Origin of the sequence: Prosthecomicrobium sp. N25, assembly GCF_037203705.1 — a bacterium.
GTDB lineage: Bacteria > Pseudomonadota > Alphaproteobacteria > Rhizobiales > Ancalomicrobiaceae > Prosthecodimorpha.
This window is the reverse complement of sequence record NZ_JBBCAT010000001.1, coordinates 3,179,905-3,197,127: the sequence shown is the minus strand read 5'-3', so window position 1 is coordinate 3,197,127 and position 17,223 is coordinate 3,179,905. Positions and strand designations below refer to the sequence as shown.

Annotated in this window: 16 protein-coding genes; 14 read left to right on the top strand and 2 right to left on the bottom strand. The window is 69.1% G+C overall.

Features of this window, described 5'->3' with window-relative positions:
* Nucleotides 1–7: 7 nt before the first annotated feature.
* Complete coding sequence (metC, locus tag WBG79_RS14555; RefSeq protein WP_337357820.1) at nt 8–1,234, bottom strand: cystathionine beta-lyase; 1,227 nt, start codon at nt 1,232–1,234, stop codon at nt 8–10.
* A 294-nt stretch (nt 1,235–1,528) separates the two neighbouring features.
* Between metC and WBG79_RS14550 the strand changes: the two genes are divergently transcribed.
* From WBG79_RS14550 to WBG79_RS14525, 6 genes are all read left to right on the top strand, one after another.
* A complete protein-coding gene (locus tag WBG79_RS14550) occupies nt 1,529–2,545 on the top strand; it encodes an amino acid ABC transporter substrate-binding protein (RefSeq protein ID WP_337357819.1) in 1,017 nt (338 codons plus the stop codon).
* 159 nt (nt 2,546–2,704) lie between these two features.
* A complete protein-coding gene (locus WBG79_RS14545) occupies nt 2,705–3,895 on the top strand; it encodes an amino acid ABC transporter permease (protein ID WP_337357818.1) in 1,191 nt (396 codons plus the stop codon).
* Nucleotides 3,896–3,904: 9 nt separating this feature from the next.
* Nucleotides 3,905–5,050, top strand: a complete 1,146-nt coding sequence (locus tag WBG79_RS14540) for an amino acid ABC transporter permease (protein WP_337357953.1) — start codon at nt 3,905–3,907, stop codon at nt 5,048–5,050.
* Between the two features lie 14 nt (nt 5,051–5,064).
* Nucleotides 5,065–5,865 (top strand): amino acid ABC transporter ATP-binding protein, encoded by an 801-nt coding sequence (locus tag WBG79_RS14535; RefSeq protein WP_337357817.1) that lies wholly within the window; start codon nt 5,065–5,067, stop codon nt 5,863–5,865.
* A gap of 236 nt (nt 5,866–6,101) precedes the next feature.
* Nucleotides 6,102–6,758 carry a methyltransferase family protein gene (locus WBG79_RS14530; protein ID WP_337357816.1) on the top strand — a complete coding sequence of 219 codons (657 nt, stop codon included), beginning with the start codon at nt 6,102–6,104 and terminating at the stop codon, nt 6,756–6,758.
* 111 nt (nt 6,759–6,869) lie between these two features.
* Nucleotides 6,870–7,160: a PepSY domain-containing protein gene (locus WBG79_RS14525; RefSeq protein ID WP_337357815.1), complete on the top strand. Its 291-nt coding sequence runs from the start codon at nt 6,870–6,872 to the stop codon at nt 7,158–7,160.
* 13 nt (nt 7,161–7,173) lie between these two features.
* On the opposite strand, the gene sseA is transcribed toward WBG79_RS14525, so the two are convergent.
* Nucleotides 7,174–8,031, bottom strand: coding sequence for a 3-mercaptopyruvate sulfurtransferase (sseA, locus tag WBG79_RS14520; RefSeq protein WP_337357814.1), 858 nt, complete (start codon nt 8,029–8,031; stop codon nt 7,174–7,176).
* Between the two features lie 413 nt (nt 8,032–8,444).
* Here sseA and WBG79_RS14515 point away from each other — a divergent pair, with 413 nt between their 5' ends.
* From WBG79_RS14515 to bufB, 8 genes are all read left to right on the top strand, one after another.
* On the top strand, nt 8,445–9,419 hold the full coding sequence (locus tag WBG79_RS14515; RefSeq protein ID WP_443147435.1) for a TRAP transporter substrate-binding protein: 975 nt from the start codon (nt 8,445–8,447) through the stop codon (nt 9,417–9,419).
* 10 nt (nt 9,420–9,429) lie between these two features.
* Nucleotides 9,430–11,895, top strand: a complete 2,466-nt coding sequence (locus tag WBG79_RS14510; RefSeq protein ID WP_337357813.1) for an ATP-binding protein — start codon at nt 9,430–9,432, stop codon at nt 11,893–11,895.
* The gene (locus WBG79_RS14505; RefSeq protein ID WP_337357812.1) at nt 11,885–13,651 is read left to right on the top strand and encodes an ATP-binding response regulator; all 1,767 of its coding nucleotides are present in this window, start codon (nt 11,885–11,887) and stop codon (nt 13,649–13,651) included. Before WBG79_RS14510 ends, WBG79_RS14505 begins: the two co-directional genes overlap by 11 nt.
* Nucleotides 13,648–14,379, top strand: a complete 732-nt coding sequence (locus WBG79_RS14500) for a response regulator (RefSeq protein WP_337357811.1) — start codon at nt 13,648–13,650, stop codon at nt 14,377–14,379. The genes WBG79_RS14505 and WBG79_RS14500 overlap by 4 nt, the downstream gene beginning before the upstream one ends.
* Before the next feature lie 266 nt (nt 14,380–14,645).
* Nucleotides 14,646–15,071 carry a hypothetical protein gene (locus tag WBG79_RS14495; RefSeq protein WP_337357810.1) on the top strand — a complete coding sequence of 142 codons (426 nt, stop codon included), beginning with the start codon at nt 14,646–14,648 and terminating at the stop codon, nt 15,069–15,071.
* Nucleotides 15,072–15,365: 294 nt separating this feature from the next.
* Nucleotides 15,366–15,788 carry a nucleoside-diphosphate kinase gene (ndk, locus tag WBG79_RS14490; RefSeq protein ID WP_337357809.1) on the top strand — a complete coding sequence of 141 codons (423 nt, stop codon included), beginning with the start codon at nt 15,366–15,368 and terminating at the stop codon, nt 15,786–15,788.
* 202 nt (nt 15,789–15,990) lie between these two features.
* Nucleotides 15,991–16,281: a BufA1 family periplasmic bufferin-type metallophore gene (locus WBG79_RS14485; RefSeq protein ID WP_337357808.1), complete on the top strand. Its 291-nt coding sequence runs from the start codon at nt 15,991–15,993 to the stop codon at nt 16,279–16,281.
* 61 nt (nt 16,282–16,342) lie between these two features.
* Nucleotides 16,343–17,221 carry an MNIO family bufferin maturase gene (gene bufB / locus WBG79_RS14480; RefSeq protein ID WP_337357807.1) on the top strand — a complete coding sequence of 293 codons (879 nt, stop codon included), beginning with the start codon at nt 16,343–16,345 and terminating at the stop codon, nt 17,219–17,221.
* The last annotated feature ends 2 nt before the right edge of the window (nt 17,222–17,223 follow it).

The window sequence follows — 17,223 nt, the reverse complement described above, 5'->3', positions numbered from 1 at the left end:
TGTCCGGTCAGAGGTCGGTTTCGTCGGCCGGGGCGGCCGCGACGGCGGTGAGGCGCCGGAAGCCGTCCTGCAGGTCGGCGATGAGGTCGGCGGGGTCCTCCAGGCCGACATGGAGGCGGATCAGCGGGCCCGCGGCCTCGAAGCGCGTGGCCGTGCGGGAAAGTGCGACGTCGGCGGGAATGGCGAGGCTTTCGAAGCCGCCCCAGGAATAGCCCAGGCCGAACCAGCGCAGCCCGTCCAGCATGGCGGCGACCGCCCGGGAGGGGTAGGGGGCGGCGAGCACGACCCCGAAGAGGCCCGTGGCGCCGCAGAAGTCGCGCCGCCAGAGCGCGTGCCCGGGGTCGGTCTCCAGCGCGGGGTGGAGCACGCGGCCCACCTCGGGCCGGCCCTGCAGCCAGCGGGCGACCGCGAGGGCGCTCTCCTGGTGGCGACGGAGCCGCAGGTCCATGGTGCGCAGCCCGCGCAGGGCCGCGAACATGTCGTCGGCGCCGGTGAACATGCCGAGCGACCCGCTGGTCTCCTTCACGGCGGGCCACAGGGCGGCGTTGGCCGAGACGGTGCCGAGCATCAGGTCGGAGTGGCCGCCGACATATTTGGTGGCGGCGAGGAGGGTGATGTCGATGCCGTGGTCGAGGGGGCGGAAGAAGACCGGGGTGGCCCAGGTGTTGTCCATGATCGACACGATCCCGCGGGCGCGCGCCGCGGCCGCGATGGCGGGCACGTCCTGCATCTCGAAGGTGAGCGAGCCGGGCGCCTCGAGATAGACGGCGCGCGTGTTCGGCCGGAACAGCGCCGCGATGCCCGCGCCGACGGCGGGATCGTAATATTCCGTCTCGACCCCCATCCGCTTCAGCACGGTGTCGCAGAAATGGCGGCAGGGGTGGTAGGCGGTGTCCACGACGAGCAGGTGGTCGCCGGCCGAGACGACCGAGAGCAGCGCCACCGAGATGGCCGCGAGGCCCGACGGCGTGACGACCGATCCGGCCGCGCCCTCGAGGTCCGTCATGGCGTCGCACAATGCCTCCGAAGTAGGCGTTCCGCGTCTTCCATAGACATACCGCGCCTTGCCGCCCTGCATCGCGCCGACACTCTCGAAGAGCACCGTGGAGGCCCGGACGATCGGCGGGTTCACGAAGGGAAGCGACGCGTCCTGCGGCCGTCCGGCATGGGAGAGGCGGGTGGCCAGCGCCGGGGCACGGCGGGGCATTTCGTCGTTCTCGGCGTTCTGGCTCATGGTTTCCTCGGGGATTCGGGTCCGGCCGCGTCGGGAACTTCCCTTAGCACGGCGTCAGTTTCGGGCGCACGCCCCCTTGACCCGTCGTCATGAATAGCCTGAGATGGCTGGGCCGCCACCTCGGTCCGGTCGCGGGCGGACGGGGAGCGGCGACCGAAAAACCGAGCAGGAGCGGCCCGCGCGCCATTCGGCCCGCAGCTTGCTTCTGCGGACCGCAAGTCCGGGTCAGGTACGGGACCTTTCGGACATATGCGCAGACGCGAACGTAAAACGGCCAACAGTAAGGGTCCAAACATGAAAACCAAGATCGTCGCGGCGGCCTTCGGCGTCGCGGTCGGATTTGCCGCCACAGCCGCCTCGGCGGGAACGCTGGACGACGTCAAGGCCAAGGGCTTCCTGCAATGCGGCGTCGGCCCGGGCCTCGCCGGCTTCGCCCAGCCCGACCAGTCGGGCAACTACGTCGGCTTCGACGTCGACGTCTGCCGGGCCGTGGCCGCGGCCGTCTTCAACGACCCGTCGAAGGTGAAGTTCACGCCGCTGTCGGCGAAGGACCGGTTCACCGCGCTGCAGTCGGGCGAAGTGGACGTGCTGTCGCGCAACACGACCTGGACCATGTCGCGCGACACGTCGCTCGGCCTGAAGTTCGCCGGCATCAACTACTATGACGGCCAGGGCTTCATGGTTCGCAAGAGCCTGAACGTCACCTCCGCCCTGCAGCTGTCGGGCGCCTCGGTGTGCACCCAGACCGGCACCACCACCGAGCTCAACCTCGCCGACTTCTTCCGTTCGAAGAACATGAAGTACGAGGTCGTCAGCTTCGAGAAGAGCGACGAGGTCAACAAGGCCTACGACAGCGGCCGCTGCGACGCCATGACGACGGACGCCTCCGGCCTCTATGCGGAGCGCCTGCGGCTGACGAACCCGGCCGACCACATCGTGCTGCCGGAGATCATCTCGAAGGAGCCCCTCGGCCCGCTGGTCCGCCAGGGCGACGACGCGTGGTTCAACGTGGTCAAGTGGTCGCTCTTCGCCCTGATCACGGCTGAGGAGCTCGGCGTCACCAAGGCCAACGTCGACGAGATGCTCAACTCCACCAACCCCGAAGTGCGCCGCCTGCTGGGCAAGGAAGGCAAGTTCGGCGAGGGCATCGGCCTGTCGAACGCCTGGGCCTACCAGATCGTCAAGCATATCGGGAATTACGGCGAGAGCTTCGAGCGCAATGTCGGGCAGGGGTCTCCGCTCAAGATCGCCCGCGGCGTGAACGCGCTGTGGTCGAAGGGCGGCCTCCAGTACGCGCCCCCGATCCGCTGATCCGGTGACCCAGGGCCGGGCCGCCGTCCTCTCGGGGACGCGGCCCGGACCCTCCGGCCCGGCAGGCCGGTTCGCGGACGCCGCGTGACCCTTCCGGGCCGCGCCGGCGGCCTTGGGGGTGACTTGCGCCCGGGGGTTCGGGCGAGCGTGGGGCGTAGCATGGCGAGTGAAGCGAAACGGGACGAGACGTCCGGGGGCTCGTGGCTCAACAACCCGGAGGTCCGCGGCGTCCTCTACCAGGTGCTGACGCTCGCGCTCGTGGTGGCGGTCGTCTGGACCTTCGTGCACAACGCGGCGGTCAACCTGCAGCAGCGCAACATCGCGCAAGGCTTCGGGTTCCTCGGCGCGCAGGCGGGCTTCGACATCTCGCAGTCGCTGATCGACTACCCGAAAGACTCCTCCTACGGGCGGGCGATCCTGGTCGGCCTCGCCAACACGGCCCTGGTGGCCGGGCTCGGCATCGTGCTGGCGACGCTCCTCGGCTTCATCGCCGGCATCGCGCGGCTGTCCTCCAACTTCGTGATCCAGAAGCTCGCGACCCTCTACGTGGAGATCGTGCGCAACCTGCCGCTTCTGCTGCAGATCCTGTTCTGGTACTTCGCCGTGCTGGCGCTCCTGCCGAGCCCGCGGCAGTCGCTGCAGCCGGTGAGCGGGTGGGTCTTCCTGAACAACCGCGGGCTCATCATCCCGGAGTTCGTCTGGACGCCGGCCTCCGGCGAAGCGGTCGCCGGCGGGCTCCTGGTCGCGATCCTGCTCTCCCTGGGCATCCGCTTCTGGGCGCGCCGGCGGCAGGCGGCGACCGGGCAACGGTTCCCGACCGGGTGGACGAGCCTCGGCCTGATCGTCGGGCTGCCGGCGATCGCCTTCCTGGCGACCGGCTCGGGGCTCACCGTCAACGCGCCCACCAAGTCGACCTTCAACATCGCGGGCGGTACCCGGGTCATCCCGGAGTTCATGGCTCTGCTGCTCGCGCTCGTCATCTACACCGGCGCCTTCATCGCCGAGATCGTGCGGGCCGGCATCATGGCGGTCAGCCACGGCCAGACCGAGGCGGCCCGCTCGCTCGGGCTGCGTCCGGGCGACACCCTCCGGCTGGTGGTCGTGCCGCAGGCCATGCGGGTGATCATCCCGCCGCTGACGAGCCAGTACCTGAACCTCACCAAGAACTCCTCGCTCGCGGTGGCGGTCGGCTATCCAGACCTCGTCTACACGGGCGGCACGGTCCTCAACCAGACCGGCCAGGCGATCGAGGTGATCGCGATCTGGATGCTCATCTACCTGGGCACGAGTCTGGCGACCTCGGCCTTCATGAACTGGTTCAACGGCCGCATGGCCATCGTGGAGCGCTGACCGATGACCATGGTTTCCGACGGCGCACCAGGTGGCATCGCCTTCGTCCGCTCCGAACTGAAGCAGGCCGAGCCGCCGCCGTCGTCGGTGGTGGGACCCTATGCCTGGGCGCGGGCGCGGCTCTTCGCGACGCCCGGCGACATCCTGCTGACCCTGATCGGCATCGTGATCTTCGGCTGGATCGCCTGGCAGTTCATCGATTTTGCGCTGGTGCGCGCGGTGTTCCAGGGCACCTCGGGCGAGGATTGCCGAAAGTCGGCGGACGTCGGCGCCTGCTGGCCCTACGCCAAGGCCTACTGGCTGCAATGGGTCTACGGGCGCTACCCGATCCCGGAACGCTGGCGCGTGGACGTGGTGTTCCTGCTCTTCTTCGGGCTGCTGGCGCCGCTCATGATCCCGAAGGCGCCGCTGAAGCGGCTGAACGCGCTGCTCTTCTTCCTGGCATTCCCGATCGTCGCCTTCGTGCTGCTGCGCGGCGGCCTCTTCGGCCTGGAGGACGTGGAAAGCTACCTGTGGGGCGGCGTGCTGGTGACCCTGGTGGTCGCCGTCACCGGCATCGTGTTCTCCCTGCCGCTCGGCATCATGCTTGCGCTCGGGCGACGGTCGAAGATGCCGATCATCCGCCTGCTCTCGATCATGTTCATCGAGTTCTGGCGCGGCGTGCCGCTGATCACCGTGCTGTTCATGGCCTCCAACATGCTGCCGCTGTTCATGCCGGCGGGCACGGACGTGGACAAGTTGCTGCGCGCGCTGATCGGCGTGTCGCTCTTCTCGGCGGCCTACATGGCCGAGGTGGTGCGCGGCGGGTTGCAGGCGATCCCGAAGGGGCAGTACGAGGGCGCCATGGCGCTCGGGCTCAACTATTGGAAGATGATGCTGCTCGTGGTCATGCCGCAGGCGCTGAAGCTCGTCATCCCGGGTATCGTGAACACCTTCATCGGCCTGTTCAAGGACACCACGCTGGTCGCCATCGTGTCGCTCTTCGACCTCCTCGGCATGATCAACTTCACCCGCACGGACGCGAACTGGGCGGCGCCGACGGTGGCGGGCACGGGCTACCTCGTGGCCGCCATCTTCTACTTCGTCTTCTGCTTCGGCATGAGCCGATACTCGATGTTCATGGAACGCCGGCTCAACACCGGCCACAAACGCTGATCCGGAGACCCACGATGACGATCGAAAACGCGGTGTCCGCCGAAGAACTCAAGGCCGACCGCTCCAAGATGAAGGTCTTGAACGAGGTCGCCGTGCGCATGGCCGGCGTCAACAAGTGGTACGGCGACTTCCATGTGCTGAAGGACATCAACCTGACCGTCAACAAGGGCGAGCGGATCGTCGTGTGCGGACCGTCCGGCTCCGGCAAGTCGACCATGATCCGCTGCATCAACCGCCTGGAGGAGCACCAGAAGGGGCAGATCGTCGTCGACGGGATCGAGCTCACCAACGACCTCAAGAAGATCGACGAGGTGCGCCGCGACGTCGGCATGGTGTTCCAGCACTTCAACCTGTTCCCGCATCTCACCATCCTGGAGAACTGCACGCTCGCGCCGATCTGGGTGAAGAAGCTGCCCAAGAAGGAGGCCGAGGAGGTGGCGATGCACTACCTCAAGCGGGTGCGCATCCCGGAACAGGCCAACAAGTATCCGGGCCAGCTGTCCGGCGGACAGCAGCAGCGTGTCGCCATCGCCCGCTCGCTCTGCATGAACCCCAAGATCATGCTCTTTGACGAGCCCACCTCCGCGCTCGACCCCGAGATGGTGAAGGAGGTGCTCGAGGTGATGATCAGCCTGGCCGAGTCGGGCATGACCATGCTGTGCGTCACCCATGAGATGGGCTTCGCGCGGCAGGTGGCGAACCGGGTCATCTTCATGGACGCCGGCCAGATCATCGAGCAGAACGAACCGGCGGCGTTCTTCGGCAATCCGCAGCACGAGCGCACCAAGCTGTTCCTGAGCCAGATCCTGCACTGACCCGCCGGGGTCCTGCCAACGGGCCTCATCTCCAGCGGAGCCTGCCCGGGTGCCCTCACAGGTCCCGGGCTCGGTCCTCTTGGGCCACGGCCGTGCCAGACGGGAAAGCCGCCGAGCAGAGACACGCGGGACAGGCCGCGAATACGCATTCGTCGTGACTGGAATGTTTCTATAATCGTATTCAGTGGTTTTTATTTTAGTCACCGATCGTGGTAATGTGCACGTCGAGGTGGTTCATGACCTTCGACGCGTTCGCCCGGGGCTTTATGGCCTGCTATTTCGGCTTCGTGGCGCTGCACTACACGGTGCGGCTGCTGGCCTTCCGTGCGCGGACCGGCTGGTCCCACGCGGACCCGGGGGCGCGCGGGTCGGCCAACTGGCGGCACCAGTCGGTGTTCCGGCTCTTCCGCGCCTCGATCCTGATCGTCTGCGTCGCCAGGGTGCCGTTCCCCGGGATCGACCAGCTCCTGCTCCCGTTCGAGGCGCTGGCGAACCGGCCCGCGGTGGTCGCCACCGGCATCCTGCTGATGATCGCCGCGCTCGGGGCGGTCGACTATGTCCATTCCTATCTGGAGGCCGACTGGCGGTCCGGGACGGGCGGGCGGATGCCGTCGCGGCTCTTCACCGACGGTCCATACGGCCTGACGCGGAACCCGATCTTCCTGGCGGTGATCGCCGGTCAGGTGGGCTTCTTCCTCGCGCTGCCGTCGGTCTTCTCTCTCGTCTGCCTGATCGCGGGCGTGGCCGTCCTGGTCAGGCAGAGCCGGGTGGAGGAGGAGGCGCTCGCCCGTCACTTCGGGCAGGCCTACGAGGCCTACCGGGCCTCGACGCCCCGGTGGCTGCCGATCCATGGCGGCTTGCGGCATCCCGGCAAGGATGGCGCCAAGGCCTGAGGGCGGCGCCTCGACTTCCATGACAGAAGACTGACATCGAGTGCCAGCGGCGCTTCAGCCCGCCTGGGTCATCATGCTCCGCATCGACAACGCCCAAGCAGGAGACATGCCATGACGACCCGCACCCTGACCGCCCTCCTCGCCGCCGGCCTCGCCCTCGGCGCCTTCGTCCTGCCGGCCCGGGCGGACGGCCCGCGCTGCCCCGCGCCCGCCGCCGGCACCGCCGCGGTGTCCACGGGAACGCTGCAGGCGAAGCTGGAATCCATGGGCTACCGCGTGCTCGAGACCGAGCGCGAGCACCGCTGCACCGTGATCGTCGCTGTCAACGACAGCGGCTTCCCCGTCGAACTCACCTACGAGCCGGCGAGCGGCGAGATGGTGCGCGCGGCGCTCCATCGCTGACGCGGGCGCCGGGTCAGGCCGGGCCGGAGACGATCTCGGTGTCGTCCCGGCTCGCCCACTCGGTCCAGGAGCCGTCGTAGAGGCCGAGCCGGTTGTGGCCCATGGACTCGAGCGCGAGCCAGAGGATCGCCGCCGACACGCCCGACCCGCAGGTCGTGATCACCGGCCTCGCCGGGTCGACGCCGGCGGCCGCGAAGGTCTCGGCCAGGCTTTCGGGGCTGCGCAGCTTGCCGTCCGCGACGATCGCCGCGAAGGGGACGTTGAGGGCGCCGGGCATGTGGCCCGAGGAGAGGCCCGGCCGGGGTTCGGGGGCCTCGCCGCGGAAGCGATCGGCCGGCCGCGCGTCCACCACCTGGGCGGAGCCGGAGGCGAGGGCGCGCTTCACGTCCTCGACGTCGCGGACCATGCCGTGGTCCATGCGCGCGGTGAAGTGGCGCGGCTGGCGGACGACCGCCTCGTCGGAGACCGGGCGGCCCTCCGCGCGCCATTTCGGGAAGCCGCCTTCCAGGATGCAGACGTCGCGCGCGCCGAAGACCCGGAAGGTCCACCAGACGCGCGGCGCCGAGAAGAGGCCGATGCCGTCGTAGACGACAATGCGCATGCCGTCCCCGATGCCGAGCTTGCGGACCGCCGACGCGAAGGCCTCGGGCGACGGCAGCATGTGGGGCAGGGGGTTCGTCTCGTCCTTGACCTTGTCGAGGTCGAAATGCACCGCGCCGGGGATGTGGGCTGCGGCATACTCCGCCGCGCCGTCCCGGTTCATCGTGGGCAGGTACCAGGAGGCGTCGACGACGACCACGTCCGGGGCGTCGAGATGCGCCGCGAGCCACTCGGTGGTGACGAACCAGCGGGAACGGTCGGCTTCGATCATCATGTCCCTCCCCAGGGTGCGCGGCGGCGGCCCGGGCCTCGCCCCCCGCACATAGCCCCAGCCACGCCGGATGTCGAGGCGAGCCGGCGACGGATGCCGTCCCGGGACCCGGCCGGGGTGGAATTGTGCAATGCACAATGTGCCGTGACGGGAATTGAACACTCGTTCAGGGGCGGCCGATGCCAGCCGGCATCGTGTTCGGAATCCTGAACAGCCGAGCCGCCGGCTGCCGCGGGCGCCGGACCCGCATCCGCGGCGCCCGCGCGTCTTGTCCGGGGATGCGGGGGAGAGGTTCGGGCAGTCGAGCGGCCGGAGTCGCGGTCCAGGCTGCGGCTTGCTTCCCTTGACGGGCCGGACGCGGTCGTCGTTCACTCGCCGGGCATGGTCCGGGGCCGGGAACGGGAGGCGGGGACATGGGCTTTCTACGGGTCGCGATGCTGGCTCTGGCCGTGCTCGCGGGGATCGTCGTCCCTGCTGCCGGGCGGGAGTTCCGGGCCGCCGACACGCAGGCCTTCGACTATCCGACCGTCCAGGCCCTGCTGGTCATGGACTGGATCGTGCAGGAGAAGAGCGGCGGCCGGCACTCGATCAAGGTCTTCCACTCTCGGCAGCTGGGCGAGGAGAAGGAGACGATCGAGCAGACGCGGGTCGGGGCGATCGACCTCAACCGGTCGAGCGCGGCGCCCTTCACGGGCCTGGTGCCCGAGGCGGGCCTGCTGGCGCTGCCCTATCTCTTCCGGTCCGTCGAGCACATGCACCGGGTCATCGACGGGCCGATCGGGGAGGAGATCCTGGCGGGCTTCGAGCCCTACGGCTTCGTCGGCCTCGCCTTCTACGACTCCGGCGCCCGCTCGATCTACAACGCCGTCCGGCCCCTGCGCACGCCCGCGGACCTCAAGGGCCTGCGCATCCGCGTGCAGCAGTCCGACCAGATGGTGGCGATGATCAGCGCCCTCGGGGCCGACGCCGTGCCGCTGCCCTACGGGCAGGTGCTGACCGGCCTCGCCACCGGGATCGTCGACGGCGCGGAGAACAACTGGCCGTCCTACGTGACCACCGACCACATGCGGCATGCCCGGTTCTATTCGCTGACCGAGCACGTCATGACCCCGGAGGTGCTGGTCATGTCGGCGCGGGCCTGGCAATCGCTCGACGAGACGGACCGTGCGATCTTCAAGGCGGCGGCGCGGGAGTCGAGCCGCTTCATGCGGGCGCAGTGGTCGGAGTGGGAGGAGCGGTCGCAGAAGGCGGCGAAGGAGGCGGGGGCCGTGATCGTCACCGATGTCGACAAGAAAGCCTTCGCGGCGGCGATGCAGCCGGTGTACGACCGTTTCGTCACGGATCCGCGCATGCAGGCCCTGATCGAGCGCATCCGAAAGCTGGAGTGACCGTCGCCCGATGGCATCCGAGGCAGCCGCACCGAGCGCCGGGCTCCCGGCCGGATCCGTCGGACCGGCCGGGCGGGAGTCCGCCTGGGCGCGCCTCCTCCGCCGGCTGCCGATCGGCTGGCGCATCTTCCTCATCGTCGCCATCAACGCGATCGGCATCCTGGTCTTCGGCCTGCTCATCTGGCGCGGCTCGATCGACATCACCTCGTCCTGGAACGAACTCAACCGCATCCGCGGCTACGAACGCCTGCTGGTGGAGGTCGACACTGAGGCGGGACGGCTGCAGTCGCTCATCCACCGATACTTCAACCGGCCGACGCCGGACGTGCTGGCCGAGATCGTCCGGCGGCAGGACGAGCTCCTGTCGCGGCTGCGCGGGGCGCGGGTGGCGGAGAGCGACATCGCGGCCGAGCTCAACGCGGTGGCGGAGATCACCACGCGATTCCTGGTCGGCTTCGACGCCCTCAGGGACGTCAACGTGCGCATCCGCTCCGTCTACGAGACGGAGTTCCTCAAGGCGGCGACCGACATGGCGGGGCTCTACGCCATCATCGATTCCGCGACGGACAACAACAAGTCGCTGATCTGGCCGGCGCTCGGCAAGTCGCGCGAGTCCTTCTCGCAGACCCTGGTCGACGCGAACGCCTACTATCTCTCGCGCAATCCCGAGTCCCTCAAGAGCGCCCGGGAGCACCTCGCCACCATCGAGCGGACCATCCCGGTCATGGTCGACCTGTCGGAGGCGCCGCTGCAGCGGCAGGCCCTCGCGCGCCTGGTGCCGCGGGCGGCCGCCCTCAGGGTCAGCCTGGAGAAGCTCGCGGCGAGCTTCGACCAGCAATCCCGCTTCCTGGTCGCGGCGATCGACGGCAACCAGGCCGCCATGGCGGCGACCATCGACCGGCTGTCGATCCGCATCCGCGGCCGGGAGAGCGCCGCCCAGGCCCAGTTCGACAACGCGCTCGTGACGGTCACGCAGCGCTACTTCCTGGTCGGGCTCGCCTTCCTCGCGGTCAGCCTGCTGGCCAGCTGGGCGGTGGCGCGCTCCATCCTGCAGCCGCTGCAGGAACTCGGCAGCACCATGCGGGCGATCGTGGAGGGAGACTACGAGCGAATCATCCGGGGGCTCGCGGCGCGCGACGAGATCGGCGCCATGGCGCGGGCCGTCGAGGTCTTCCGGGAGAACGTCATCGCCAAGCGCCACGTGGAGCTGGAACGGGAGGCGCAGGAGCGGCGCTGGCGCGGCATCCTGGAGACGAGCCCGATCGGCATCTCGATCGTGTCGGCGGAAGGCGGCCACCGGCTCTACGCGAACCGCAAGTACGAGGCCCTGTTCGGGCTCGGGGACGACCGCGCGGACGTGCGCCGGCTGTTCCACGAGAGCTTCGCCAACGCGGCCGACGCGGTGCGCCTCTCCGACGCCGTCAAGCGCCACGGGCTCGTTTCCGGCTGGGAGGTGCGCATGCGCCGCACGGGCGGGCAGGCCTGGTGGTGCCTGATGGAGGTCCGGCCGATCGAGTTCGACGGGCGGCCGGCGCACATCTTCTGGCACTACGACGTGACCGACCGCCGGCGCGCGGAAGACGAGTTGCGCGCCGCCAAGGAGGCGGCGGAGACCGCGCTCGCCGAACTGCGGGAGGCGCAGGAGAACCTGGTGGAGGCCGAGAAGCTCGCGGCGATCGGCGGTCTGGTGGCGGGCGTGGCGCACGAGGTCAACAATCCGGTCGGCATCAGCCTGACGGTCGCCTCGACGCTCGACCGGCGCAGCGAGGCCTTCGAGGCGGAGCTCGAGACGGGGGCGCTGCGCAAGTCGCGGCTGATGGAGTTCGTCGGCGGCGTGCGCGAGGCGGCCGGCCAGCTCGTCTCCAACCTCAGCCGGGCTGGCGAGCTGGTGCAGTCCTTCAAGCAGGTGGCCGTCGACCGGACGCACGCGGACCGACGCTTCTTCGACCTCAAGGAATCCACCGAGCAGATCCTGGCGAGCCTGAAGCCGACGCTGCGCAAGTACCGGCATACGCTGACCGTCGACCTGCCGGAGGGCATCAAGATGGACAGCTATCCGGGCCCCTACGGGCAGGTGATCACCAATCTCTTCATGAACACCCTGGCGCATGCCTTCCCGGAGGGCGAGGAGGGCGAGATCCGCATCGCCGCCCGCAGGATCGGGGAGGACAGCGTCGAGGTGACCTTCGCGGACAACGGCATGGGCATGACCGAGGAGGCGCAGCGGCGGGCCTTCGAGCCCTTCTTCACGACCAAGCGAGGCAGGGGGGGAACGGGCTTGGGTCTGCACATCGTCTACAATATCGTGCACCACCGCTTCGGCGGGCGCATCACGCTCGAATCCGCGGGGGGCAAGGGAACAACGTTCCGGATCGTGATGCCGGTGGTGACGCCGATGGACAACGACGACATCGAGGCCGTGGACCCGATCGCGGCCGCGTCCCGCAAGGAGATGGTGAACGCGCATGTCCAGTGACGAGCTCGTCGTCTTCCTCGACGACGGCGAGGAACCGCCCGTCAGCCCCGTCGAGCGCGCCTGGAAGGTGGCGATCATCGACGACGAACCCGCCGTGCACGACGGCACCCGCTTCGCGCTCTACGACTACTCGCTGAACGGGCAGGGCATCGAGATCATCTCGGCGCATTCGGCGGAGGAGGGGCGGCGGCTGGTGCTCCAGCATCCCGACCTCGCCGTGATCCTGCTCGACGTGGTCATGGAGACCGACAGCGCCGGGCTCGACCTCGTGGACTTCATCCGCAACACCCTCAAGAACGACATGGTGCGGATCATCCTGCGCACCGGCCAGCCGGGGCAGGCGCCGGAGCGGCGGGTCATCGTCGATTACGATATCAACGACTACAAGGCGAAGACCGAGCTCACGGCCGACAAGCTGTTCACGGCCCTGACCGCCGCGCTCCGGTCCTACCAGCAGCTCCAGCGCATGGAGGAGACGCGGCGCGGCCTGGAGATCATCATCGACGCGGCCGCGCGGCTCTTCAACCACACCTCGATGCAGCAGCTCGCCGAAGGGGTGCTGACCCAGATCGGCTCGCTCCTGAAGGTGGACTGCGCCGGCATCCTGGTGCTGCGCGACAGCCAGGGCCAGGGGGCACGTGGGGATGGCTATGCGGTGATTGCCGGCTCGGGCGTCTACCGCGACCTGGTCGTCGATCCGAAGCCGCTCTCCGCCGACCTCAAGAGCGTCGTCGACCAGGCGTTCCAGGTCGGTCGGCACCAGTTCCTCGACCGGCGCTCCGTCCTCTACCTGAGGACCGGGAGCGGGCGCGAGGTGGTGGCGGTCCTGGAGGCGGAGAAGGACCTGTCCGACACCGACCGTGCGCTCGTCGAAGTCTTCTGCGGCAAGCTCGCCATCGCGTTCGACAACGTGATCCTCTACGAGCAGATCGCCGAGGCGAACCGCACGCTGGAGCGGCGCGTGGCCGAACGGACGCGCGACCTCACCGCGGCCAACGAGCGGCTGGCCTTGCAGCGCGAGATCCTGAAGCGCGCGAACAGCTTCAAGAGCGACATCCTGGGCATGGTGGCACACGACCTGAAGAACCCTATCAGCGTCATCCTCGGCCGGGCCGAGATCATCGCGGAGCTGATCGACCGGGACCCGGTGCCCGCCGACATGATCCGCAACCAGCTGACCCGCATCGTCGAGCCGGCGCAGTCGATGACGCGCATGATCGAGCAGCTCCTCAAGGACGCGATGAACGACCAGCTCGACGTGCGGCTCCGGCCGGACACGGTCGACTTGGTGGCGCTCGTCGAGGACGTCGTCGAGGACTACCGGCCGATGGCGCAGCGCAAGCAGCAGACGCTGACGGTCGAGGCGGCGTCGCCGGTGCGGGTCGAGGCCGATCCGGACCGCCTGCGCGAGGCCCTCGAGAACCTGATCTCCAATGCCATCAAGTACGGGCCGATCGGTGGGCCGGTCCTGGTCCGGCTCGAGGCGGGCGGGGACGAGGTCCGGCTGTCGGTCATCGACCGAGGGCCGGGGCTGTCGCCGGAGGATCTCGGGCGGCTGTTCGGACGTTTCCAGCGGCTGTCGGCGAAGCCGACCGGCGGCGAAGGCTCGACCGGGCTGGGGCTCTCGATCGCCAAGCACATCGTCGCCCTCCACGGGGGCAAGATCCAGGCCTACAGCGCCGGACCCGGGCAGGGCACCACGTTCGCGATCCATCTGCCGCTCCGGGCGCGCGGCGAAAAGGGACCCGAGGCATGACGCAGGCTCCGCAGATCGCCATCGTCGACGACGACAAGGCCACCCGCGAGACCGTCGCCGACTACCTGAAGCTGCACGGCTTCGAGGTGGCGCCGCTGTCGGGCGGACAGGCCCTGCGCGAGGCGCTCGCCAAGAAGACGCCGGACCTGATCGTGCTCGACCTCAACATGCCGGAGGAGGACGGGCTGTCGATCATCCGGTCGCTGAAGGAGAAGGCCGTCCAGGTCCCGATCATCATGCTGACCGCGACCGCGAGCCCGATCGACCGGATCGTCGGGCTCGAGCTCGGGGCCGACGACTACATCGCCAAGCCGGCGGAGCTGCGCGAGCTGGTGGCGCGCATCCGCAGCGTGCTCAGGCGCGCGGCCGCGCAGGCGGCCGCCCGCGAGGCCCCGGCACAGCAGAAGGCGCAGGAGGTTCGCTTCGGCACGCGCTGGCTGAACATGGAGACCCGGCACCTGCGGGGCGGCGCGGAGGGGGAGGTGCTGATCACCGCGTCCGAGTTCAACCTGCTCAAGGCCTTTGCGGAAAACCCCAACCGCGTCCTGTCGCGCGAGCGGCTGCTCGACCTCGCCAACGCCCGCGACCCGGACGCTTTCGACCGGGCGATCGACGTGCGCGTCACCCGCATCCGCAAGAAAATCGAGCCGGATCCCGCCAATCCCAAGGTGATCCGCACGATCCGGGGGGCGGGCTACATGTTCGTGCCGGACGGGGACCGGGAGTAGGAGCGGCGAGGCGGGCCACATCCTCGTAATTTGACGGATCGAGATCGGAAAAATTAACCGGATCGAAACATTTCACGCAACCTTGAAACAAGTTGAGCGTTTCAGGCAAACGGGATGTAACGCTCCTGCGCTATATTCCCTTACTAGAGTGAGCGGATAGGCGAGCCTGCCGGCGCCGGACGAATAGGAGCGTCCGTCGTTGAAAAATAGATGGCAGGACGCAGCGAGTTTTCCGCCCCCAGGTGTAATGCCGAGGGAGGCATCCAATGCGTAGCGAATACAAGATGATGGTTGCCGGCTTCGTAGCCGGGGCCGTCGTGGGCGTCGTGGCCCTCGGGTCGGTAAGCGCGACCGTCGGGGTCGTCGCCGCGTACCGGGGCGACCGTGTCGCGCCCGCGGCGAAGCCGATCCTCAGCTATTCCGACATCGATCCCGCGGCGGTGGTCAGCCATGTGGAGCTGATCGGGCCGAAGGGTGCGGTGGTTGAGTTCCGCGACCCGTCCGGCAACCTCGTCTACCGCTCCGACCCGGTGAACAACACCACCGTCGTCGCCAAGAACGTCGTGATCCCGAGCTTCACGGTGCGGGAGCGCGAGGGCGACATGGCCGAGATGACGCTCGTCAACACGCCCGAGGACCCGGGCCACCCGAATCCGCCGGAAAAGTCGAGCGAGACGGTGCCGACGAACTGAGACGGCGCTGGCCGTTGCATGGTGTCAGGGGGTGCGGGAGACCGCGCCCTCTTTGTTTTTGGGCGGCAGTCGCGATTAGGCAGTAGGACGCAGCGGGCAGTAGGCAGTGAGCAGGGGATAGGGAGCCGACGGGATCCGCCCTACCCAGAGGGGGCCGCCCAAGTCACTACTCCCTACTGCCCACTGCCTACTGCCCCTGCCGGCCCCCGCCAGGGGGCCGGCTCGGGCTTGGCGCGGGCGGAGGGCCGCGCTATAAGCCCGCCACCTTTTCCGCATCGCACGCGAGGACGACCCATGGCGATCGAACGCACCTTCTCGATGATCAAGCCCGACGCGACCCGCCGCAACCTGACGGGCGCGATCACCGCCAAGCTCGAGGCCGCGGGCCTGCGCGTGGTCGCCTCCAAGCGGATCTGGATGAGCCTGCGTCAGGCCCAGCAGTTCTACGCCGTGCACAAGGAGCGTCCCTTCTTCGGCGAACTCACCGAGTTCATGTCGTCCGGGCCGGTCGTCGTGCAGGTGCTCGAGGGCGAGAACGCCATCGCCAAGAACCGCGAAGTGATGGGCGCCACCAACCCGGCCAACGCCGCGGAGGGCACGATCCGCAAGGAGTTCGCCCTGTCGATCGGCGAGAATTCGGTGCACGGCTCGGACGCCCCGGAGACCGCCGCCGAGGAGATCTACTTCTTCTTCTCCGACAGCGAGATCGTCGGCTGACCGTCACGTCCGCCGCGCGCGGGCCGAAGCCCCCGGAGCCGAGCGGCGCCGGGGGCTTTTTCGTGTCAGCGGGCCGCCGGGATCACGCTTGCGTGTGCGGCGGGGGGGCCGGTAACCTGAGGCGTGAGCGTCCCGAATAGAACGGTATCGGCCCGCTGCTTGCGGGTCGGTCGGACACCCTCAACAGCCTCGGAGCTCGACCATGACCACCCGCACCCTGTCCCTGGCCCTCGCGGGCTCGCTCGCCACCGCGCTTTCCGGCCTTGCCGCGCCGGCCCAGGCGCAGGAGAACGAGAAGTGCTACGGGATCGCCCTGAAGGGCCAGAACGACTGCGCGGCCGGCCCGGGCACGACCTGTTCCGGGACCTCCAAGATCGACTACCAGGGCAATGCGTGGAAGGCGGTCCCGAAGGGCACCTGCATGAGCATGAAGCTGCCCGACGGCCGGGTCGGCTCGCTGGAGCCGCTGAAGCGCGACCTGCCGAAGGGCTGAGCCCCCGCCGGGGCGTCCGCGAGCCCGGACGCCCCGTTCGCTTCTCCCCGGAGACGCCGCCATGCCGGACGCGACCCCGAACGCTCGCGCGCTGCCTGCCCGCGCCGGCATCGGCCTGAAGCCGCAGTACGCCCGCGCCGTCCTGGAGGATGCGCCGGACGTCGGCTTCTTCGAGATCCACGCAGAGAACTACATGGGGGAGGGTGGGCCGCCGCACCGCCACCTCGCCGCGATCCGCGAGCGCTACCCCCTGTCGCTGCACGGGGTGGGCCTGTCGATCGGCGCGCCGGGCCCGCTCGACCGCGAGCACCTCGACCGCCTGCGGCGGCTCGTCGACCTCTACCGGCCGGAGAGCTTCTCCGAGCATCTGGCGTGGTCGACCCACGACACGGGCTACCTCAACGACCTGCTGCCGCTGCCCTACACGCCCGCGACCCTCACGACGGTGGCGGAGCATGTGGCCGAGGTGCAGGACCGTCTCGGGCTGCGCATGCTCCTGGAGAACCCGTCGACCTACCTGGTCTTCGCGCAGAGCACGATCGACGAGGTGGACTTCCTGGCCGAGGTCGCCCGCCGGACGGGCTGCGGGCTGCTGCTCGACGTCAACAACGTGGTCGTCTCGGCGGTCAACCACGGGCTCGACCCGTTCGACATCGTGGCGCGCTTTCCCCTCGACCTCGTCGGCGAGATCCACCTCGCCGGCTACGACGAGACGGTGGACGGGGCCGGGGCGCGGCTCCTGATCGACGCGCACGGGTCCGCGGTGAAGCCGGACGTGTTCCGGCTCTACGAGGCCGTGCTGGCCCGGAGCGGGCCGGTGCCGACCCTCGTCGAATGGGACAATGACGTGCCGGACCTGCCGGTGCTCGTAGCGGAGGCGCGGCGGGCGGAGGCGGCCATGGCGCGCGCCGCGGCGCCGACGATGCGGCGGAGCGCCTGACG